Source organism: Enterovibrio coralii, assembly GCF_001559595.1.
GTDB classification, from domain to species: Bacteria; Pseudomonadota; Gammaproteobacteria; order Enterobacterales; family Vibrionaceae; genus Enterovibrio; species Enterovibrio coralii.
The window spans coordinates 95,290-116,287 of the sequence record NZ_LNTY01000059.1; the positions used below are offsets into that span (position 1 = coordinate 95,290).

The following is a 20,998-nucleotide window of genomic DNA, read 5'->3' on the forward strand; positions in this document are numbered from 1 at the left end:
TAGAGTGTTTTGAGTGCGAAAAGTTGTGAAGAAAAAGTGACGACATGCATTGATTTCGCTTACTCGCAACGCATTTGGCATCTAACTGTGACACTGATTCACCAAGGTTTTTTCAATCTCTCAACTCTCTCGCAAATCACCCAATTGATGGAAGGTTTCCTTCTGATAGTGTCTGTATTTCAAGACGATTTTTGCTGGGTACTGGTATATTTTGCTGCCTCCAGCATGCACTACCGTTTGTTGGTGGCAAGGTTATTTGAGCAGCTTTCCTTCGCTTCAGCGACACCTCCATTTAAAGTGAATGAAAGCCACTACCACCTTTTTTTAAAATAGGGATAACAGTGAAAGACGTACTATTTTCGTTTAAAGGACGCATCGGTCGTAAACAATTTTGGCTTGGTTCGCTGGTGATGCTTATTCAAAACATCATTCTTTTCATCGCTTTTTCAATGACTTTTGACATGACGACAAACATGCCAACGGTTGCTGGATTTGGCATTCTGGCGGTGACTATGGTGTTGAGCATTTGGGAGGCATTGGCACTGTATGTGAAACGCCTGCATGATCGAAACAAGAGCGGTTGGTGGGTGCTGATTGGTATTATTCCAGTTATTGGTGCGCTATGGCTGTTGATTGATTGTGGTTTCTTGAAAGGCGCAAACGGTGAGAACGTTTTTGGTGCCAACCCAAGATTTGCGTAATTACCTGATTGATGAAATCTTGGTTCGCTCTGAATCAGAGATAAAAAACGGCAAAACAGTGTTTGTTTTGCCGTTTATCAGACGTTTGAAACGATATTATTTACTGTTCAAAGACGCCATCACATTTTCTTTGTCGTTTAGGTAGCTGACCAAACCTTTTTGGCGAAGGTCGCATGCCGGGCAATCACCACAACCACTGCCAATCACACCGTTGTAGCAAGTCAGGGTTTGGTCGCGAACGAAGTCCAACTTGCCGAATTTGTCTGCCAATGCCCATGTTTCTGCTTTGTTCAGCCACATCAGCGGTGTGCGGATATCCAATTGACGATCCATGCCCAGCACCAGAGCGTTATTCATCGCTTGTACAAAATCATTGCGACAATCTGGATAGCCAGAGAAGTCGGTTTCACACACTCCAGTGATCACTGCTTCTGCACCGAGTTGATAGGCGTAGATACCCGCCAGTGTCAGGAACAGGATATTGCGCCCCGGCACAAAAGAGTTAGGCAGGCCATTTTCCTGAAGTTCATGAGAAACAGGAATGTTATCGCGAGTCAGTGAGCTGATCGCAAGCTCATTCAGTAGGCCGACATCCATCACTTTGTGCGAAGTCGCACCCAGTGCGTTTGCAACATCACGCGCCACGTCGATTTCTTGTTTGTGGCGTTGGTTATAGTCGAACGTAATACAGTGTACTTCGTCAAACTCAGACAGAGCTTGAATCAGACATGTTGTTGAGTCTTGGCCACCACTGAAGACGACTACCGCTTTTTTCATGGCTAAATCCTTAACCGGAGAGTTCATTTGCTTGTGGCGAAGTGTAATACTTACGAACAAAAATTTCTCCCGTTTCAGAGGGGAGTAGTCGAGTTAGAATTTAGACCCTATTTAAACCATCATGAGCTTTTTGTCTTCTCGCCCAAGATCGCCCTGCCGTCGGTCGCGAATGTCTTGGTTACGTGCTATGGGCTGAATTGTGGGCAAAAATTCTTGTTTTTTTATGATGTAAGGTTAAACTTTTGGTAACCGTTAGTAAGTGCACACATGTGACTTTATGAGTGCATTTTTTACGAGATGTAGCGGTTCAAAAGGGGGCAGATATGTTTTGGAACAAAAAACCAAAAAATGATTCACTTGAGCAAGTATTGAAAGACAACAAAAACAAGTTCAAGGTTAGTCAAGATGGTTTTATCTCCATCGATCTTTCGTCCAAAGAGGCGATTAAGGCCATTAAAAAACAAGTAGATAAAATTGAGGATATTGCTGTCAAAGCATGAGTGCGGTTTTCATATTATTAGTGCTTGTTTCTGGCTTTGTTTTCACTAGCCTTCATGTCCCAGCGCGGTTTAAGCAAAAGCGAACAACTGGCTGGGATTCTTATTTTTATGTAGTAGCTTGGGGAACTTTTTGGGGTTTTTTTAGTGCTGTTGTGTGCGTGTTAATTGATTACTTCGATTACATTGCGTTAACCCTTGACCTCTTTGATATCAAGCTAAAAGATTTTTCTAAACTGCAGTCCAACCTGATGATGTTAGAGTTATTTCTTGGGCGTTTCTATCGATTTCGCTAGCATCTACTTTTGGCGTTTTATCTCGATTTTATTACACGATATTCTCGGATAGAAAGCTCAAACACATAGCAAAAATTGCCAAAAATGACCATCGAGATGCTTTTATTCTTGAAGCGTCGGCAACGCAACAACCGATTTTGGTTACGATGGGGTCTAGGAAGTGCTATGTCGGTATATGTTTTGGCGAAGCTGGTTTTGATGATGGCGGCTGTGAGCACGTTTCAATTCTGCCTTTACTAAGTGGGTATCGAGACAAAGACAACCTATCTTTGGAAATCAAAACGAACTATCACGTTCATTTTGAAGATCATGATATTTACTCAGGAAAGCACGACAGTTTAACAGTTAATCACTTTCGCGTGATAATCCCTAAATCTGAGATAGAGTCATACTCATTTTTTGATGTCGATACTTTCAAACTCTTCAAGAAAGTGGAGAAAGAGTGTAGTGAACATGGTTCGGACAGTAATATAGGCATCCCAAACTCATCTTATGATGGTGAGTCGGCCGAAGAAAGTTATCGTAGTTTTAGTCAAGAGCCGGCGTAAATAGGTAGCCTTGGAGAAAACATAGAGAGTTGACGACGTTACTAGTTCAACCGCCACTATACTCTAGAGTGCAAATGATAGGAATGAAGCCCAGCGACTACTCGCTGGCTTTGAATTATTAAGCTTTCGGCTTGGCGTAATGGTTTAGCAGAATGTTATCGCTTTCAATGTCCTTGCGGTATTCGGCATACGCTTGGTCATTGAATTCAGCTTCTCTTTGTATTCAGCTTTACCGATCAGGTTGTACACTTCGTACGGATCTTCTTCGATGTTGAACAGGTACTTACCTTTGCCATCACGGTCAACGATCAGTTTGTAATCGTCGATACGCACTGCGTATTCGTTGATTGGATCATCTTGGTATGGCATGTCGATGGTCCAAACCATTGGCTTGGTACGAGCCACCTCTTTACCTTCGAACGCATCAGTGATTGACACACCATCGATCACGCGGTCTGTTGGAAGATCGAAACCGATCATCTTAGACAGCGTCGGTACCACATCCAGCCCGTAAACTGGTTCGTGAGATTGTGATGCCGCATTGATGCCAGGGCCTGCCATGATCATCGGAACGCGGATGCCGCCTTCAAACAGGTTGTCTTTACGGCCACGTAGACCGCCCGTTTCACCTGCCATGTTCAGTTCCCAAGGCTTACGCGCTTCGCGGGTAACAGGGCCATTGTCTGATGAGAACAGGAAGATGGTGTTGTCGTATTCACCCATCTCTTTCAGCTTGGCAACGATACGGCCAACCTGTGCATCCATGTAGGTGATGTTGGCGTAGTATTCGCCTTGACCACGGTATGGCTGTCCTTTCCAATCCCAGTGGTACAGATCTGGGTTTTCTTTGGCAAATTCAGTGATGTGGTCACTGTACATGTCCAAATATTCTTTTGGCGATGCGATTGGGGTGTGAACTTCTGGGAATGGCACGTACAGGAAGAACGGGTCTTCTTTGTTGATGCTGCTCAGCCACTCGATAGATTCATCAGCAACGATTCCACCTGCAAAATCATCGGTCTCACCAACAGGCTTACCGTTACGAATGAAGTTGTCTGGGTAAATCTTGCCATGGCGTAGGCTGCCATCGGCGCGAGGTTTTTCTACTTTTGCGTTTTTCTGCCAGCCAGCATACATCGCGAATGAGTAGTCAAAGCCCAGATCGGCTGCTTGTGGGTGCTCAGTCATGTGCGCGCCACCGTTCAGGTGCACTTTGCCCATCAATGCCGTGTTATAGCCTTCATCTTTCAGCATGTGTGCCAGCGTGCGCTCACCCCAGCCAATGTGTACGTTTTGGCTGTCTGGGATCCAAGAGCGAATACCGGTACGGTATGGCGTACGACCCGTCAACAGACCTGCACGAGAAGGCGAACAAAGTGGAGCAGGTGCATAGTACTGGGTGAACTTGATACCTTCCTGAGCCAGCTTATCAATGTTCGGCGTTTTCACGATTTGGTGGCCGTACGACGCAAGGTCGCCATAGCCCAAATCATCAACGTAGAAAATCACAACGTTTGGCTTTTCTGCCGTTTTAGCTGGTGTTGCTGGGTTACTGGCACACGCAGTCGTCGCCAGTGCTGCCAGTGCAATGGCACTCGCTAGTTTGGTTTTTCTCATTGTTATTACTCTTAGTTTTAAGTCGTCCTTTAAATAAAAAAGAGCGTCACGTTATTTAAAGGAGGTTGTTTACGATGTACTTCATGGTGTTTTGGGTGTTCTTGAAAAAGGTCTTGTAGGACTGACAAAGATGGTTAGAACCGTCCGGTTTGGTGTGTTTTGGACAGCCGCCGTTGCACACAGACAGGAACTCACATTTTTGGCAGTACTTGGTGCTGCGCAGAGACAAAAACGACTGATGCTTCTGGCTTGTGGCAGCTTCAGAGAAGGTGGTTTGGGCGATATTGCCAAGCTGGTACTTGTCTTCGACGTAGTGGTCGCAGGAATACACAGCACCGTTGGATTCAATCACAAACGGTGAACCACATTCTTTGTTGTGGAAACAGATAAGCGGGTAGCCATTGGCATGCGAAGACATGGCACTTTCAAAGTTCATCACGAACATAAAGCCGATATCACCTTCAACCCACTCTTTGAACACGTCAGTTAGGAAAGTGCCAAACCCTTTCTCTGGTACCGTAAAACCCAGCGGTTTGCCCTTGTGGTAAGCGACAACAGGGATGAACTGAATGAAACGCGCGCCCATCTGTTTGATGTTGTTATAGACCTGCTTGCCTTTGTTCCAATTAGCACTGTTAACGGTGCAGAGCACGTTGTATTCCACGCCCGCCTCATTAAACATGTGAACGGTTTGCTTCACTTTTTGGTAGGTATCACCGCCAGAAAGGGTAATGCGGTATTTATCGTGTGCCGCTTGGGTGCCATCGAGGGAGATACCAACAAGGAATTGGTGTTCTTTTAAGAACGCGACCCATTGCTTATTGATGGCGATGCCGTTGGTTTGCAGCGAATTGGTAATGGTTTTTCCATTGGCGTATTTCTTTTGAAGCGATACCGCTTTTCGAAAGAAGTCGAGACCTGCAACGTAGGTTCACCGCCTTGCCAGACAAAGCTCACTTGCGGCGTATTGGCTTGTGCAATGTACTGTTGAACAAAGCGTTCTAGCGTTTCATCAGACATGCATTCTGTCGGCTTGCTGGAAAGCGAATCTGCGGTACCAAGGTAAAAACAGTACTCACACTTCAGGTTACATTTGTCACTGACAGGCTTTGCCATAACGGTGAAGTTATTAGCATTCATCTAGGGGTGTTCCTTATTATTTTTGTTCTCTCGAAAACGCGATTTCTTGAGCGAAGCGTCAGGCAATAAACCCTGAAAAAATTGCGTGAACTTATAGCGTGTAAACGATTTCAGAGATATCGCTTTTGTGCGGAATTGTGTGAAAGGTCAATAAGGAAGGCGCAGAATAAAACGACTGTCCGGTGTTCTTTTCTCGACTGACTGAAATTCTGGTTATGGTGAGCATTTACCGAGATGGGAATCGTGGTGCTATCGCTAGGAAAACATCCTAACCGTATGATTTTTAATGTTGTTGAAGTGATAATAAATAGTAACGACAAGGCGTGTTTTTGCCTTCTAGGTCATTAAAAAAGCCCTCATGAGAGGGCTTCATATTTGGACGAGCTTTCAGCGCATCAAAGTACGCTTTCGCATGCATCTGCGACCCATGCAGGTGTTTCCTGCGCTTGACCAGTTGCAGCAAGAATCAATGGTGTTACGTGATGCCATGCGCGATGTGCAATCTGGTAGCTTTCCATGGATTGAAGTGTATCTAGCCATCTCAAAACGCTTGGATAATGGCGCAATATCTCCTCTCTATGTGGGTCGATATCCAAAACAACCACATCACATGCATACAAAATATCAGCTGCGCAGATCTTGTCACCATTGAGGTATTTGCCTTTCGACAGCATGTCGTTGAGCTGCTCAAACATGGTGTGTATTGCATCCAGCTTACTCTGAATGTCCTGCTCCGGCGGTTTAGGAAAACCAAGGTAGGCGGGCATCAGCAGAACCGGCAGGAAGTAATCCAGCGTTAAAATGCGGCGAAGGTTGGTGTGATACCAAGACAAAAGCTTGTTGATTTCGGCTTTGCTTTTTATGTCATGACCAAACCAAGTTTCGCTAACGTCATGAATATCTGTCAGATAGTTCATGATGGCACTGGCTTCTGACAAACAGAAATCGTCATGCTTAAGTGCTGGCACTTGGTGAAACGGGTTTACTTCCAGAAACGTTGGCGAAACATGATCGCCTCGGGTCAACCATGTGTAAGAAATATCAACTGGGATTTGAGCTTCAATACATAACCAGTGAACAGCACGGCTCGGTTCTGACGTAGGATCGTGATAGATAATTGGCTTGCTCATATTTACCTTTTCTATAAAGAGTGAGAACTGCTTTCGCAGTTAGTGCGGTAAATTTAACGCAGCATTACAGTGTCTACTCAGATGTGAAAAAAGGCAATAACCTTCTTTCTGGTATGGAAATTTTCTGGTTAATTGAAAATTGAAGCACCACTGAGTTGAGACTATCGAGCATATCAAAAACGCCCCTCCTTCTTTTATGACTGTTTTGAAGCACACGAGGTGTAGGGTGTCACCTGTCTGATCCTACAGGTGATATTTTTTCCACTACATGCAAACTAGTGATACCCATAAATACAAGGATGTGAGCGTGAAAATACTGGAGAGAGACAGCCTGCCGCGAGGCGGGTTTGCAGGCATAGAAGAAACCCGTTTGGTGGTAGATAAAAAACTGGGTGGCAAAGACAATACCTGGGATGGGTTGGGGCAATTTGTGTATCTGGCTGATGCGCGTTATCTGCCTTTCGGTGAGAGCAAAATGCATAGCCACCGAGAAGTCGATGTGATCACTGTGATGCTTGAAGGCGACTTGCAGCACGAAGGGTCGATGAAGCATGGACGTTCATTGAAAGCGAATGAAGTGCAGGTTCAACGTGCGGGTGGAGAAGGGTTTAGTCACAATGAAATCAATCCCGCAGAATTTCGTTGCCGATTATTGCAAGTATGGGCACTCCCTGAAACCGAGGGAGAACGAGCAGACTACAAAAGCTATGAAATCGGGTTGGGTGAACTCACGCAGATTTACGGTGATGACCATGAGTGGAAGACGGATACCTTTTCTTCATCGACACGCATCTATGTGGGGCGATTAACCAAAGGTCAAAGCCTGTCGCTACCTGAGAACTATATGCTGTATGCCGTAAATGGCCGAGCATTGGTTGACGATCACCTAGTGAAAGATGGTTCCTTGGTACAAGGAAACGGCGGTTTTCTCGTGGTGGAATCAGATGAGATTCATCTGACGATCATTGAGGCTTAGTATCCGTACAGATAGCCCGTCTGGTTTCAGCGGAAAAAAAGAAAAGGCGTATAAAACGCCTTTTCTAATTCGGGATGATTAATTGAATTTCTTCAGATAATCCAAGGTTGGATGGATATCGCCAATGTTTTCAGCAACCCAGTTGTCATCAAAATGGGTGTCGAGGTAGCGGTCTCCACTATCACAAAGCAAGGTAACCAGAGAGCCTTTCTCGCCGCGCGCTTTCATCTCTTCTGCCAGCTTCAACACACCAAACAGGTTAGTGCCTGTTGATGGACCTGCTTTGCGGCCAAGAATGCCTTCCAGCCAATGCACGGTTGCCACACTGTCGACATCTGCGATGGTTTCCATGCGGTCGATAACGCCCGGGATAAAGCTTGGTTCTACACGTGGACGACCGATGCCTTCAATTTTGCCGCCACGATCCAGCGTCAGGGTTGCATCACCCGTTTTGTAGAACTCATGGAACACGGAGTTTTCTGGGTCTACCGCCATCAGTTGTGTTTGGTGGCAACGATAGCGAATGAAACGACCGATAGTGGCAGAAGTGCCGCCTGTGCCCGGGCTCATCACAATCCAGCTTGGTACTGGGTAACGCTCGTATTTCATCTGACTGAAAATGCTGTTTGCGATGTTGTTGTTGCTGCGCCAGTCGGTTGCGCGCTCGGCGTAAGTGAACTGGTCCATGTAATGACCGTTCAACTCTTCCGCCAAACGGCGAGATTCTGCATAAATTTCGTCTGAGCGCTCAACAAAGTGCGCTTCACCGCCGTAGAACTGGATCTGTTCAATCTTTTTCTTAGCTGTGGTTTTTGGCACAACGGCGATAAATCTCAAGCCAAGCAGGCGCGCAAAGTAGGCTTCTGAGATGGCGGTGCTGCCTGAAGACGATTCAATGATGGTGGTGTCTTTGTTAATCCAACCATTACACAAACCGTAGAGAAAAAGTGAGCGTGCAAGGCGGTGTTTCAGACTACCCGTTGGGTGCGTGCTTTCATCTTTCAGGTAGATGTCGATGTCGCACTCTTCGAAATATGGCAAATCCAGTTTGATCAGATGGGTGTCCGCAGAACGTTGAACGTCAGCTTCGATCTTACGAATCGCTTCACACGTCCAATTACAGGTGGCAGCAGAACAGCATTTATTCGTCATTATTATTGCTTCTCTCAATAAGCGTAGGGATGTGATTACTATAAGTGCTTGTTAAGAGTATTTTTTTGCTATTTTTTGGTGAAAATACCTATATCGTAGAAAAAAACAGTCGCCAATGACTTTGAAAAGGAAAAATTTTCCCTTTAACATGACCTAGTAGAATATTTGCCCTTCATTAGGCTGATCTGTAATGACAATTTCACTGGATAAAGTAGACCGACAATTGCTTGACTGGCTGCAGCGAGATGCCTCATTGTCGTTGTCTGAGCTTGCCGAGCACGTCAACCTGACGACCACGCCGTGTTGGAAACGCTTAAAGCGGCTGGAAGAGAGCGGCATACTGCAAAAGCGTGTGGCATTGCTGGATCCGGAAGCTCTAGGGCTTTCCTTTACCGCGTTTGTGCACATTAAAACCTCGGACCATTCTGAAGCTTGGTATCGAAAGTTTGTCGACGCCGTGACGCCGTTTCCTGAAGTCATGGAGTGCTATCGCATGGCAGGGGAATACGACTACATGATGAAGGTGCAAGTCGCCGACATGGGCGCGTATGACCGCTTCTACAAAAAGCTGGTTAACAGCATTGAAGGACTCACTAATGTCACGTCTACGTTTGCGATGGAGCCATTGAAATACACCACCGCATTGCCACTATAACAAACAGGACGTACCGCAATCTCAATCAGGCAACTCATAGACCTGACGAGTAACATAGTCGCGCAAGGGAGGAAGAATGCGCATATTTTTAGAGCTAGGTTGGTTTTTCAAGATGGCGTGGAAACGCTATCTTGGCGCAATCATTCTCCTTTTCTTTGTCGCAACGTTTGAGCTGATCCCACCCAAAGCCATTGGCTGGCTGGTGGATGGCGTCATGGCGGGCGATATCAGCCGAAACCAAATGTTCCTCGTGTTAGGTGCTTTGGTTGCACTTTGGCTCGTCATTTACGCACTCCGTATCGTCTGGCGTATCTGGTTGTTTGGGGCAGCTGCTGAATTAGGCACTGTGCTTCGTGACAAGCTCTATCGCCACTTCACCACCCACGCGCCGCCTTTCTTCGATCGTTATCGCACCGGCGACTTAATGGCGCGCTCAACCAATGACGTTAAAGCGGTCGTGATGACAGCGGGCGAGGGGGTATTAACGCTCGCCGATTCCCTGATCATGGGGCTTGCGGTGCTTATTGTGATGACGACCTTGGTGAGCTGGGAGCTAACCTTACTGGCACTGGCACCAATGCCTGTCATGGCCATTCTTGTGAACCGTTTCGGTGAGCAGCTTCACCACAGATTTACGTCGTCACAGGCGGCCTTTTCTTCGCTGTCTGATGAAACCCAATCTTCGCTCAATGGCATTCGAATGATCCGCGCATTCGGTTTGGAAGCGCAGCAAATCGAACGATTCAACGCCGTGGCTGATGACACGGGCGATAAGAACATGGAAGTGGCCAAAGTCGATGCCATGTTTGACCCTGTCATTTACATCACCATTGGTACCTCGTTCTTCTGTTCAATCAGTGGCGGTGGCTACATGGTGGCAAACGGCATGATGACGTTGGGTGAGCTCACTGCCTTTACCCTCTATCAAGCTTGATGATTTGGCCGATGCTCGCGGTCGCTTGGTTGTTCAACATCATCGAACGTGGCTCTGCCGCGTGGAAACGCATCAAGGAAATTCTCGATACCACGCCAGATCTGGTGGATGGTAAGGCGGCACTCCCGACGGAGAAAGCGACACTGTCCATCAATATTGACCAGTTTACGTGGCGAGGTCATGAGCACCCGGTGCTTCGCGATGTTGCCGTGACCCTTGAACCAGGAAAAATGCTCGGCATCGCTGGGCCTGTGGGCAGTGGGAAAACCACCTTGTTGTCGCTCATGCTTCGCTTTGAAGACCCAGTGCAAGGCCGACTGCAGTATGGCGATATCGACCTTCGAGATTTCAAGCTGGGAGATTGGCGCGGCAAGATGGCGGTGGTCACGCAAACGCCATTCCTGTTTTCAAGAAGCATTGCTGACAACATCGCGTTGGGTAAGCCCGATGCCACGATTGAAGAAATTCGCGCGGCAGCTGAACTCGCCTGTATCGATGAAGACATTATGCAGTTCAGAGAAGGCTACGACACCCTGGTTGGCGAGAAGGGCATTACCTTGTCAGGCGGTCAGAAGCAGCGTATTTCCATCGCCCGTGCGTTGCTGTTAGACGCTGAAATCTTGGTGCTGGATGATGCATTGTCTGCCGTTGATGGCAGAACTGAGCATCACATTTTGAAGAACCTTCACGACAGAGCACAGCATCAAACGACCGTAGTGATTGCACACAGACTGTCTGCATTGGAGTCTGCCGATGAGATCATCGTTTTGCAGGCCGGACATATTGAAGAGCGCGGTAAACACAACGAGTTATTGGCGGCGAATGGTTGGTATGCAGAAATGCAGCGTTACCAGCAACTGGAACAAGCATTGGAGGAGGCGTAATGAGCAAACGTGAAACCCTGAAACGCCTTTTGAGCTATCTGCTGGAAGACAAAACTTCGTTCGCGATAGCCGCCATGTTCCTGCTATTTGCTGTTGTAGCGGATGTGAGCGGCCCTTGGTTGATTCGTATCTTCCTCGATGACTATGTCGCGAAAGACATCTACCCGCCAACCATGCTTTGGGCATTAGCCGTTGGCTATATCACTGTCACCGTGCTTTCTGGTGTCTTGCATTACGCCTATGGCATTCGTTTTAGTCGCATTGCTATCGACATCGTGCAGACCATTCGAAAGAAGGTTTACGCCAGCATTATCAACCAACCCTTGTCAGCATTTGATTATGTGCCTGCGGGGAAATTGGTTTCTCGCGTGACGAATGATACGGAATCGTTGAAAGAGCTGTACGTGCAGGTGGTGGCGAGTTTTCTTCAAGCCAGTGCCTGATCATTGCCATGTTGACGGCGATGTATTTGCTCAGCCCAATACTCACTGTTGTCGTCGCCATTTTGATCCCAACTGTCGTCTTGGTGATGTACTACTACCAACGCCGCTCTTCATCAGCGTACCGCGACTCTCGTGACCTTCTGACTGACATTAACTCGGTAATGAGCGAGTCAATTCAAGGGATGAGCCTGATACAGCTGATGGGACAAGAGCAGCGTTTTTCTGAGCGATTTGCTTCACTGACCGACCTGCATTTCTCGACCGAGGTGAAGATCGTCAAAATCAACGGTATCTTCCTTCGCCCGCTGATTGATCTTTTGTCAGGCATGGCACTGTTGTCTCTGGCTGCGATTTTCGGCTGGACGGGCAGCGAGGTGATTGGTGTTGGTGTGCTTTACGCCTTTATCAGCTACCTAGGCCGCGTGACGGAGCCTTTGATTGAACTGATGCAGCGCCTGTCATTGCTGCAACAGGCCATCATGGCGGGAGAGCGCTTGTTTGAACTCATGGACGCCAAAGCACATGAGTATGGAGATGATGACAGGGCATTGGCGTCTGGTGACATCGCGATCAACAGCCTTCATTTTAGCTATGACGGTAAAACCAAAGTGTTGAATGACATCAACGTTGAGGTGAAGGAAGGCGAGTTTCTGGCACTTGTTGGCCACACGGGGAGCGGCAAAAGTACCTTAGCGTCACTGCTCATGGGCTTTTATCCGGTTCAAACGGGCGAAATTGCGTTGGGAGGCAGAGCATTATCGTCATTTACTCAACGGGCTTTGCGCTCTGGCATCGCGATGGTGCAGCAAGACCCGCACGTACTTTCTGATACCTTCAGAGAAAACGTGACGCTTGGTCGTCAGGTTTCGGATGAGCAAGTCTGGGAAGCGTTAGAGCGTGTTGATCTGGCGGATTACGTTAATCAGCTTCCAAGCAAGCTTGAAACACCGATTGGTGTTGGCGAAATTGCCTTGTCAGCGGGGCAGAAGCAGTTACTGGCACTCGCTCGTGTATTGGTCGAAAAGCCTAAGATCCTGATCTTGGATGAAGCCACGGCGAACATTGACTCGGGCACCGAAGAGCGGGTGCAAAAAGCATTGGCAGCATTGCGCCAATCCATGACCATAGTGGTTATTGCTCACCGTCTTTCAACGATTGCCGATGCCGACCACATCATGGTGCTGCATCACGGCAATGTTGAGGAGCAGGGCAATCATCAAGCGTTGTTGGCACAAAAAGGGCGATACTGGCAGATGTATCAGCTGCAACAAACCCGCGCGCACCTTGAAGAGATTGAGCATGCCTGCGCGGAATCGGATCAAAGCAGTGTAACGAGTAGCAGTCTAACTGAATAAGGGGCGAGGAACATCATGACCCATCCCGATACCGTCATTGATATCTGGCAGTCTTCTGTCAAAGAAATTGCATCGCTCAGCGTGGTGCCAGATGGTTGTCGGGATGTGATTGTCACCAAGCACGGTGATGAAATGTCTGTCCATATTTCTCCGCTTTACTCCAAGACCATTGAGGTGGATATGAAGCCTGACGTTGTGATGACAGGCTTTCGTTTAGCACCGGGCACATGGATAGATGAAGATAAGCTGCTGACGGTTCTCGGCGATTCCCCTTCTGATGTCGAAGACAAGATTTCTACCTTCACGCATTGCAGCGCGAACTTGTCAGACATTCTGGCGCAAACGCGCATACACAAAGGCAAAGCCTCTTCATTAGCGGTAAAGCTTGGCGTCAGTGAGCGAACGCTTCAACGCTGTTTGTCTCGCGAAACGGGGACCTCGCCGGTGTTCTGGCTCCAATTGGCAAGAGCACGCCAAAGCGCACTCTCCATAGGTGAGGGGAAGCCGCTTTGCGATGTGGCTTTTGATGAAGGGTACGCCGATCAGGCGCACCTTACGCGGGACATCAAACGTTGGTTTGGGGCTACGCCTTTGGTGCTAAAAGATCGCCATGATCTTTTACGTCAGCTCACCGCTCCGGGCTTTTGAGCCACGGATGTCTTTGAGCGTTTGCCTAACTAACCGCGGTACAAATCTCAACGAGGGTGCCATTGATATCGCGCACATAGGCCGTGGTTTGTCCCCATGGCATGTGTTCGACGTCTTGAACCAACACAGCACCCGCTTCTAAGGCTTTTTCTAGCTTGGTTTTTACATCATCGGTTTCAAATGCAATTTCAAAACTCGGTGAATTGTCATCCAATGCTTTTGGGTTCTTTCCCAAGTCTTTCATCAATGCCATGGATGAAAAGGCCAGCTTGGTCTCGCCAGTGACAAGCTCTCCGTAATCACCACTTTCATGCAAAAAGCCCCGCGTTAAACCGAAGGCGTTTTCATAAAACGACAGGGTTTTTGCCACGTCTTCGACGTATAAAATCGTGTAACGAAAAATCATGTCAGCATCCTTGTAAGTGGTTTTTCTTTAGCTTAATCCTGTCCAAATGGCGTGTATTGAATATTTCCGACACCACATATTGAGTGATTTCTCTCGAGCGTCGCGATGAGTGAAAATCCTCATAATTTCAATGAAATGAGAGCTTGATCGTTCGTCATCGTTTCGTCATTTCCGTGGAACCAAAACGTCATGGGATGGAAACCCAATCGTCATTTTTCTCTTCTACCTTTAGCCCCGCTTTTTATTTATTGGGCAGGAAAGCCCCTCAAATACAATAAGGTAGTAAGAAATGAAAATCGCAGTGTTAACTTCCGCAATGCTTGTCGCTCTGACTTCGATTCCAGCCAATGCGGCAACGGTTTACGACAGTGAAGGTACTGTTCTGAAAGTCGGTGGCCGTGCTGAAGCGCGTTTCAATGTGTCTGATGACAATGAAAGCGACAGCAACAGCTCATTTGAAGATAAATCTCGTGCTCGCGTTCACTTGAAAGGAAAGACTGAGCTTTCAGATGACCTGTACGGTTTTGGTAAGTATGAAGCAGAATTTTCTGGTGATGATAGCCTGAAGAATCGCTACATCTTCGCGGGTGTTGGTACAGCAGCGGGTGAGTTTTCTTACGGTAAGCAAGATTCTGCGCAAGTGCAATTGACGGACGTTACCGATGTGATGGCGACGTTTGGCGGTGACGCTGCGGATTTAGTTTCTGGCAACAAAGACAAGCGCGACAACAACTTCTTGTACGCGGGCGAGTTTGATGCGCTGTCAATTCAGGCAAACTACATCGCAGCAGACGAGAAAGATGCCGACAGCTATGGCATCTCAGCAATGTACGGCCTTGGCCCAGTAAGCGTGGGGGCTGGTTATGTGTCTCAGGACGCTGGCACGGAGTCAGATGACCAATTTAACTTTGTTGCTCAGTACGCACAAAGCGGCATTACGCTAGGCGCGCTTTACACCACAGGTTCAAAAAGCAATAAAGACTACACAGGCTTCGAAGCGGCTGCACAATACAAAGCAACCAAACAACTGAAGCTGGTGGCGGTATATAACTTTGGCGAGTTCGACGATACGGACACTGAAGAAGCAAACAACTTTGCTGCAGAAGCGGTATACAAGTTTAACGGCCACTTCCGTACTTACCTGGGTTACAAGTTTGAAGGTATCAAAGGTAAAGAAGACCAACTGCAAGCTGGCGTTCGCTACGACTTCTAAGTCTTCCTACCTGCTATAAAAAAGGCCAGCGTTACAGCTGGCCTTTTCTTTAGGATTTTTTGCTTTGACGCATCAAACCTTCTTGGACTGCCGAAGCAACAAGCTCGCCGCGTTGGTTGAATATTTCACCGCGAACAAGGCCACGAGAACCACTCGCTGAAGGACTGTCGATAGCAAACAGCAGCCACTCATCCATACGGAATTCACGGTGGAACCACATCGCGTGATCAATGGTGGCAACCTTGAGTTTTGGTGTCATCACAGTCACACCATGCGGTTGTAAGGCTGTGGTCAAAAAGCCCCAGTCAGAAGCGTAAGCCAGCAAGTATTGATGCACTCGAAGATCATCACTCATCTTGCCGTTGGCGCGGATCCAAAGATATTGCTTTGCTTCGGTTTTCTGAGGTTGCAGTGGATTGATGATATTTACCGGACGCACTTCAATCGGGCGTTCACCACCGAAGGTTTCCAGTAACTTTTTCGGCAGGTGTTGAGCGATAGCATCCACTAACTGCTTTTCTGACATCAAGCCTTCTGGGCCAGCCACGTCGGGCATGGCGGATTGGTGCTCAAAGCCGGGCTCACTTTTGTGGTAAGAGGCCGTTAGGTAGAAAATCGGTTGGCCGTATTGAACCGCTTTCACGCGGCGAGTGCTGAAACTGGCACCATCACGCAGGTTTTCTACGTCATAGACGATCGGTCTTTCCGGATCGCCTGGTCTTAAGAAGTAGCTGTGAAATGAATGGACGAAGCGGTCGCCGTCCACTGTGCCTTTCGCGGCAGAAAGGGCTTGTCCAATAACTTGTCCGCCGTAAACTTGTGGCAAACCAAGATTCTCACTTTGGCCGCGGTAAATTCCTTCTTCGATTTGTTCTAGCTTGAGCAGTGTTAACAACTCTTCCAGTTTTGTGCTCATAAACCCTCTGACACACCCACATTGCATAAATTGACAAAGAAATGACATATTCCTCTCAATTTATCCATAAATTATTTGGAATCTAGAGGTTAATATACCAGAGCTAGAGTGTCTCAGTGTGAAAACCTGTGATCTTAAACCCATTAATTGGGTGCGGGTTTTTATTCAATAGCTGTTACACTATTGTTAGTTTTCTCTATACAGCTAAGAAGTTGGAGCTTCGTACCATGAAAAAGGTGTTTTTCGGTTTTTTTGCGGCACTGTCGCTGCTCGCATTCACAGCATGCAGTAATTTCATGGAAGAGAGAGACATGGCAAATATTCAAGGTGATGTGTATTACCTTCAGCGCATTGCGTTGCCTGATAACGCGAAGCTAACGGTAACGCTGGCGGATGTGTCTTTGGCAGACGCACCCATGGATGTGATTAGCAGCCAGTCTTACATCACAGAAGGTCAGCAGGTGCCACTGCCGTTTAATCTTAGCTACTCGCCATCAGAAATTAAGCCAAACCACACCTACAGTGTGAGTGCGAAGATTGAAGTAGACGGTGAGTTGATGTTCATCAGTGACACGGCATACAACGTGATTACCGATCCAAACAACACGACGAATGTGAGAATCCAAGTGGTTAGCGCACAGCGTTAAGCAGGTTCTCCATCCCAACGATAACGGCGCATTGAAATGGCGCCGTTTTCTTTTACCTCGACACCATCATCCAACAGCAATTCTCGTTGTCGCGTAAAGCGCGAACCTGTCAGTGAAATCATACCTTTAGCATTCACCACCCGAAACCATGGCAGGCGGCTATCCTTGGGTAAGGTGCCCAATAATTTGCCGACATGACGAGCGTGGCGCGGGTAGCCCGCCATTTTTGCGACGTCGCCGTAAGTTGTTACTTTTCCTTGTGGGATCTGCGCCAGTACAGCATAGATTTGCAGATCAAAATTAGGCATATTTAAAGCAGTCATCGCTACAATCGGACAAAATAAAAGTAAGAACAATATACCAAGTGTGCACCAACAAAGAGAAAAGAAAGGGCACAAGATTCTAAAGAAAGCACACCTTGGTAACACAATGAGGTCGACATAGAAGCGCAAGGAGGTGTGGCTATGTGGTATTCGACAATGCTCATGATAACGTCAGCCGTGATGGTGGTGGGAGCGGCGCTTTCACTCGCGATTGCGGACGGCAACATTCCCTTGATTGCGTTTGCAATTCCTGCGCTTTTCTTTGCTCGTGGCGGCATCGCCGTTTGGTTTCTGGCATTGGGTCTGGTTGGATTCGGTGCGGTTACGCCTTATCAGCCGATCTCAATCTCGCTCAGCCTTTGGATGATACTGCCCGCGCTTGTTCTTATCACCGGCGTTAAACGCAATTGGCAAGTATCGGTTCTCGTGATTTCCGTGGTTATCGCCATGGAATGTGGCGTGCTCGCGCTACAAAGTGACCAGAAGCTAGGCGGCGCAATGAGCTATACCTTGCTGCAAATTGTCTGCGTCATGATGGTTTGGGTCTCAGTGCATTTCTGGAAGCCTGTAAAAACCATTAGCTGGTGGCCTGCACTTTTGATTTTTGCACTCTTTGCGGGTGGCTGGGGACAAGCCGCATTATTGGCATTTTGTGGCAGTGTGTTGGCCTTGTCACTGCAAGAGCTAAATCGACTTGGCGGTGAAGACAGAGGCGACAAACTGAGCGTAATTCTTCCTGCCATTGCCTTTGCAACCATCGTAGTGATTCCCGATTTCAGTGTGCCGAATCCGGTGTTTGTCGCTTGGTTGCTGTCTCTCACCATCGCATGGCTCGGGGATTATTTGATCAACACAGAGAACGAAGAAGAGTAAGCGGGTAAAATCTCGCCATTCAATCGCTTAAACGCCGCTAAGCCCTTGCATTGGTGGTTGGGTTCCCACATAATGCGCTCGAACCAACCGATTCTTCGACAGATTTCGGACGGTGTATCAAATCTATGGAGGCCTCCTTGGTCCTCCCGCAACACTAACTTGTGTACTGGGTCAGGTCCGGAAGGAAGCAGCCCGCGCTTGGGACGTGTGTGCCGGGATGTGGCTGGGGAGGCTTCCACCCATCTAGCGTTTCTGTTTCTGATACCATAAGTCTGCAAATTAGCACCACAAGTTTGCAAATTGACACCATAAGATTGCACAACTACCTTTATCTGTAACAAAACAACATGCGGTAAATGCCCATGTATCGTCGCAATCTAAAGCACTCTCGCGTCAAAAATCTCTTTAAATTCTGCAGCTTAAAGAATGGTTCTGTTCTTACCGTTGAATCCGCCTTAGAGTTCGATACTTGCTTTCACCTCGAATATTGTAAAGACATTGTGTGTTTCGAGGCTCAGCCAGAAGGCTTTTACTATCAATTTGAAGGTAAAAAGCTGCCTTATACACCAGATTTTCGGGTTAGCTATGAAGATAGACGTGAGGTATTTCTGGAGATAAAGCCTGCCAGCAAAATTGAAGGGGATGAGTTTCGTCGGAAGTTTGTCGGCAAAATGGAAGTAGCAAAATCTTTGGGGTGTCCTCTTTCATTGGTAACCGATAACCAAATCAGAGTTAATCCAGTCCTATACAATCTGAAGCTATTGCACCGCTATACAGGTATCGTTGGCATCAACGCTATACAAGCGCAGCTACTCAAAGTGGTGAGAGCAAGTGGGTTAGTCTCTATTAATGACTTGTCACAACGAGTTCATGTCTCTAGTGGAGAGTTAAAAGCCAATGCGTTGGCGCTAATTTCACGTGGGCAATTGCAGGCAGAATTGAATAAAGAGAAATTTGGCATGCACAGTGTGGTGTGGATTGGAGCATGAACTCCAGTGATGACGACGATAGCCTACCACTGTTCAGCAATGAATTTTCGCCATCATCGAGTTCGGAATATAAACCAAATAGCTCCCCACCCAAAGAACCACAAAAGCTAATAGAAAGAGATCTTGATAGCTATCCTGCACACCTGAAAGAAGAAGCGATCAAACGCTTTCGATTACTCGCCTTTATCAATAAAAACCTCAATGGTGGCTGGACACCTAAAAACCTTAACCCGCTAATCCAGCAGCACTTTGAAGAAACAGGGCAATCAGACCCACCAAAAAGCCGAGTGGTATGCAATTGGCGAAAAAGCTATGAATTGTCGGGTGGAAAGATCACAGCGTTGGTTCCAAAGCATCATCGCAAAGGTAATTACGAATTAAAGAATACCGGTGATGGCGCTATTTTTCATGATGCGCTGGAACGATTTTTAAATGCCCGAAGACCCTCGATGACTACGGCCTATGAGTACTACAAAGATCAAATATTACTTAGCAATGAAAGGCTTGTTGAGGGTGTTATAAAGCCACTGTCCTATTCGGGCTTCAAAAAGCGCATTAAGCAGCTTCCGCCCTATCAGGTAGCTGTCGCAAGGCACGGCAAGTTTATGGCGGATCAGTGGTATGGTTATTTCAGTGCTCACAAGCCCCCGACGCGCATTTTAGAAAAGGTTGAAATTGACCATACACCGCTAGATCTCATTTTGATTGATGATGAGCTTTTTGTTCCGTTTGGCCGACCGTATTTAACCTTGCTCATCGATGTATTTAGTTCCTGCATAGTTGGCTTCCACCTTGGTTACAAAGCACCAAGCTATGACTCAGTGAGTAAAGCAATTATCCATGCGACCAAGCCCAAGGATTACCTTGATAGTATTGCCAGCGACTTCCAACATGACTGGCCTTGTTGTGGAAAAATCGAGACGTTGGTTGTTGATAATGGGGCAGAGTTTTGGAGCGAGAGCTTAGCGCAAGCATGCTTGGAGTCAGGGATTAACATTCAGTTTAACCCTGTTAGGAAACCTTGGCTCAAACCATTCGTTGAACGACTGTTTGGCACGATTAACCAGAAATTTCTCGACCCTTTTCCTGGGAAAACCTTCTCCAGTGTGTTGGAAAAAGAGGAATACAACCCTGAAAAAGATGCTGTTATTCGATTCTCTACTTTCATCGAGTTATTTCATCGCTGGATAGTGGATGTGTACCATCACGACGCTGATTCCAGAAAAACTCGCATACCTGCAAAGCTTTGGCAGCAAGGATATGAAGATTATCCGCCGCTAGCCATGTCTCAGGAAGATATCGACAAACTCACCGTAGTAATGGGAGTGAAGTGGCAACCGACATTGACCAGGCTTGGTTTTAAAATTAAGCATTTGAGGTATGACTGCCCTGAGCTTTCTGAGTATCGAAAACGCTATCCCCAAACTGAAAGTAGCCGCAAGAAGTTGGTGAAAATTGACCCCGATGATATATCCAGAATATTTGTCTATCTGGAAGAGTTAGACGGCTACTTAGAAGTCCCTTGCGAAGACCCTATTGGCTATACAAAGAACCTTTCATGGCATCAACACCAAGTGCTTGCTCATTCACATCATAAGTTTATTGAAGGGAGTATTGACGTATTGAGTTTGGCGAAGGCTAGATTGGCTATTCATCAACGTGTGCAGCAAGAGCAAGAAGAATATAGGTTGTTGCCAAGCAAGGTAAAACGAGAAAGAGGGCAGAGGAAGTTGGCCGAATTTTCTGGTGTAGAGCAGGGGGGAAATTCAACCGTTGCTTTACCCTCAAAGGCCGCAAAGAAAGATTCAAAGGATGAAGGAGTTAAAGGTTTACTCGACGATTGGGACGATATGATCAGTAATTTGGATGGCTACTAGT

At 47.1% G+C, this 20,998-nt stretch carries 20 protein-coding genes, 1 other RNA gene and 3 pseudogenes; 15 read left to right on the top strand and 9 right to left on the bottom strand.

Going from position 1 to position 20,998, the window contains the following annotated elements; translation table 11 throughout:
* The first annotated feature begins 9 nt into the window (after positions 1 to 9).
* Positions 10 to 333 carry a hypothetical protein gene (locus ATN88_RS23050; protein ID WP_067419854.1) on the top strand — a complete coding sequence of 108 codons (324 nt, stop codon included), beginning with the start codon at positions 10 to 12 and terminating at the stop codon, positions 331 to 333.
* Between the two features lie 8 nt (positions 334 to 341).
* Positions 342 to 701, top strand: coding sequence for a DUF805 domain-containing protein (locus ATN88_RS23055; RefSeq protein WP_067419855.1), 360 nt, complete (start codon positions 342 to 344; stop codon positions 699 to 701).
* A 96-nt stretch (positions 702 to 797) separates the two neighbouring features.
* On the opposite strand, the gene queC is transcribed toward ATN88_RS23055, so the two are convergent.
* The gene (gene queC / locus ATN88_RS23060) at positions 798 to 1,478 is read right to left on the bottom strand and encodes a 7-cyano-7-deazaguanine synthase QueC (RefSeq protein ID WP_067419856.1); all 681 of its coding nucleotides are present in this window, start codon (positions 1,476 to 1,478) and stop codon (positions 798 to 800) included.
* A gap of 323 nt (positions 1,479 to 1,801) precedes the next feature.
* Here queC and ATN88_RS26260 point away from each other — a divergent pair, with 323 nt between their 5' ends.
* Together ATN88_RS26260 and ATN88_RS23065 are read left to right on the top strand one after the other, a co-directional pair.
* Positions 1,802 to 1,978, top strand: a complete 177-nt coding sequence (locus tag ATN88_RS26260) for a hypothetical protein (RefSeq protein WP_198158440.1) — start codon at positions 1,802 to 1,804, stop codon at positions 1,976 to 1,978.
* Positions 1,975 to 2,271 (top strand): hypothetical protein, encoded by a 297-nt coding sequence (locus ATN88_RS23065; RefSeq protein WP_067419857.1) that lies wholly within the window; start codon positions 1,975 to 1,977, stop codon positions 2,269 to 2,271. Before ATN88_RS26260 ends, ATN88_RS23065 begins: the two co-directional genes overlap by 4 nt.
* Positions 2,272 to 2,963: 692 nt before the next feature.
* Here the strand turns inward: ATN88_RS23065 and ATN88_RS23075 are convergent.
* The 4 genes and pseudogenes from ATN88_RS23075 to ATN88_RS23085 all read right to left on the bottom strand — a co-directional run bounded on the left by ATN88_RS23075 (position 2,964) and on the right by ATN88_RS23085 (position 6,706).
* Positions 2,964 to 4,436 (bottom strand): sulfatase family protein, encoded by a 1,473-nt coding sequence (locus ATN88_RS23075; protein WP_198158441.1) that lies wholly within the window; start codon positions 4,434 to 4,436, stop codon positions 2,964 to 2,966.
* Between the two features lie 55 nt (positions 4,437 to 4,491).
* Positions 4,492 to 5,301: pseudogene (locus tag ATN88_RS23080) on the bottom strand (SPASM domain-containing protein); the annotation flags it as partial.
* Complete coding sequence (locus ATN88_RS27945) at positions 5,235 to 5,576, bottom strand: 4Fe-4S cluster-binding domain-containing protein (RefSeq protein WP_332308962.1); 342 nt, start codon at positions 5,574 to 5,576, stop codon at positions 5,235 to 5,237. The gene ATN88_RS27945 and the pseudogene ATN88_RS23080, both read right to left, overlap by 67 nt.
* Positions 5,577 to 5,971: 395 nt before the next feature.
* Positions 5,972 to 6,706 (bottom strand): glutathione S-transferase family protein, encoded by a 735-nt coding sequence (locus ATN88_RS23085; protein WP_067419859.1) that lies wholly within the window; start codon positions 6,704 to 6,706, stop codon positions 5,972 to 5,974.
* Between the two features lie 307 nt (positions 6,707 to 7,013).
* Here ATN88_RS23085 and ATN88_RS23090 point away from each other — a divergent pair, with 307 nt between their 5' ends.
* Complete coding sequence (locus ATN88_RS23090) at positions 7,014 to 7,682, top strand: pirin family protein (protein ID WP_157490793.1); 669 nt, start codon at positions 7,014 to 7,016, stop codon at positions 7,680 to 7,682.
* A 78-nt stretch (positions 7,683 to 7,760) separates the two neighbouring features.
* On the opposite strand, the gene ATN88_RS23095 is transcribed toward ATN88_RS23090, so the two are convergent.
* Positions 7,761 to 8,834, bottom strand: a complete 1,074-nt coding sequence (locus ATN88_RS23095) for a PLP-dependent cysteine synthase family protein (protein ID WP_067419861.1) — start codon at positions 8,832 to 8,834, stop codon at positions 7,761 to 7,763.
* Positions 8,835 to 9,024: 190 nt separating this feature from the next.
* Between ATN88_RS23095 and ATN88_RS23100 the strand changes: the two genes are divergently transcribed.
* From ATN88_RS23100 to ATN88_RS23115, 4 genes and pseudogenes are all read left to right on the top strand, one after another.
* Complete coding sequence (locus ATN88_RS23100; RefSeq protein WP_067419862.1) at positions 9,025 to 9,489, top strand: Lrp/AsnC family transcriptional regulator; 465 nt, start codon at positions 9,025 to 9,027, stop codon at positions 9,487 to 9,489.
* 76 nt (positions 9,490 to 9,565) lie between these two features.
* Positions 9,566 to 11,307: pseudogene (locus tag ATN88_RS23105) on the top strand (SmdA family multidrug ABC transporter permease/ATP-binding protein).
* A pseudogene (locus tag ATN88_RS23110) lies at positions 11,307 to 13,105 on the top strand (ABC transporter transmembrane domain-containing protein). Before ATN88_RS23105 ends, ATN88_RS23110 begins: the two co-directional pseudogenes overlap by 1 nt.
* A gap of 15 nt (positions 13,106 to 13,120) precedes the next feature.
* Positions 13,121 to 13,753, top strand: a complete 633-nt coding sequence (locus ATN88_RS23115; protein WP_067419863.1) for a helix-turn-helix domain-containing protein — start codon at positions 13,121 to 13,123, stop codon at positions 13,751 to 13,753.
* 25 nt (positions 13,754 to 13,778) lie between these two features.
* Here the strand turns inward: ATN88_RS23115 and ATN88_RS23120 are convergent, their stop codons facing one another.
* The gene (locus tag ATN88_RS23120) at positions 13,779 to 14,159 is read right to left on the bottom strand and encodes a VOC family protein (protein WP_067419864.1); all 381 of its coding nucleotides are present in this window, start codon (positions 14,157 to 14,159) and stop codon (positions 13,779 to 13,781) included.
* Between the two features lie 289 nt (positions 14,160 to 14,448).
* Here ATN88_RS23120 and ATN88_RS23125 point away from each other — a divergent pair, with 289 nt between their 5' ends.
* Positions 14,449 to 15,372: a porin gene (locus ATN88_RS23125; RefSeq protein ID WP_067419865.1), complete on the top strand. Its 924-nt coding sequence runs from the start codon at positions 14,449 to 14,451 to the stop codon at positions 15,370 to 15,372.
* Positions 15,373 to 15,421: 49 nt separating this feature from the next.
* Here ATN88_RS23125 and tesB read toward each other — a convergent pair whose 3' ends face one another.
* A complete protein-coding gene (tesB, locus tag ATN88_RS23130; RefSeq protein ID WP_067419866.1) occupies positions 15,422 to 16,288 on the bottom strand; it encodes an acyl-CoA thioesterase II in 867 nt (288 codons plus the stop codon).
* A gap of 227 nt (positions 16,289 to 16,515) precedes the next feature.
* Here tesB and ATN88_RS23135 point away from each other — a divergent pair, with 227 nt between their 5' ends.
* Positions 16,516 to 16,935 carry a YbaY family lipoprotein gene (locus tag ATN88_RS23135; protein WP_067419867.1) on the top strand — a complete coding sequence of 140 codons (420 nt, stop codon included), beginning with the start codon at positions 16,516 to 16,518 and terminating at the stop codon, positions 16,933 to 16,935.
* Here ATN88_RS23135 and ATN88_RS23140 read toward each other — a convergent pair.
* Positions 16,932 to 17,243, bottom strand: a complete 312-nt coding sequence (locus ATN88_RS23140; protein WP_067419868.1) for an MGMT family protein — start codon at positions 17,241 to 17,243, stop codon at positions 16,932 to 16,934. The genes ATN88_RS23135 and ATN88_RS23140 overlap by 4 nt on opposite strands.
* A gap of 156 nt (positions 17,244 to 17,399) precedes the next feature.
* Between ATN88_RS23140 and ATN88_RS23145 the strand changes: the two genes are divergently transcribed.
* The 4 genes from ATN88_RS23145 to ATN88_RS23160 all read left to right on the top strand — a co-directional run bounded on the left by ATN88_RS23145 (position 17,400) and on the right by ATN88_RS23160 (position 20,997).
* A complete protein-coding gene (locus tag ATN88_RS23145) occupies positions 17,400 to 18,131 on the top strand; it encodes a VP0952 family biofilm-associated protein (RefSeq protein WP_067419869.1) in 732 nt (243 codons plus the stop codon).
* A gap of 135 nt (positions 18,132 to 18,266) precedes the next feature.
* Positions 18,267 to 18,363, top strand: an RNA gene (gene ffs, locus ATN88_RS23150) — signal recognition particle sRNA small type.
* Between the two features lie 130 nt (positions 18,364 to 18,493).
* Positions 18,494 to 19,120: a TnsA endonuclease N-terminal domain-containing protein gene (locus ATN88_RS23155; RefSeq protein ID WP_157490794.1), complete on the top strand. Its 627-nt coding sequence runs from the start codon at positions 18,494 to 18,496 to the stop codon at positions 19,118 to 19,120.
* Positions 19,117 to 20,997, top strand: a complete 1,881-nt coding sequence (locus tag ATN88_RS23160) for a Mu transposase C-terminal domain-containing protein (RefSeq protein ID WP_067419871.1) — start codon at positions 19,117 to 19,119, stop codon at positions 20,995 to 20,997. The genes ATN88_RS23155 and ATN88_RS23160 overlap by 4 nt, the downstream gene beginning before the upstream one ends.
* Position 20,998 lies beyond the last annotated feature (1 nt).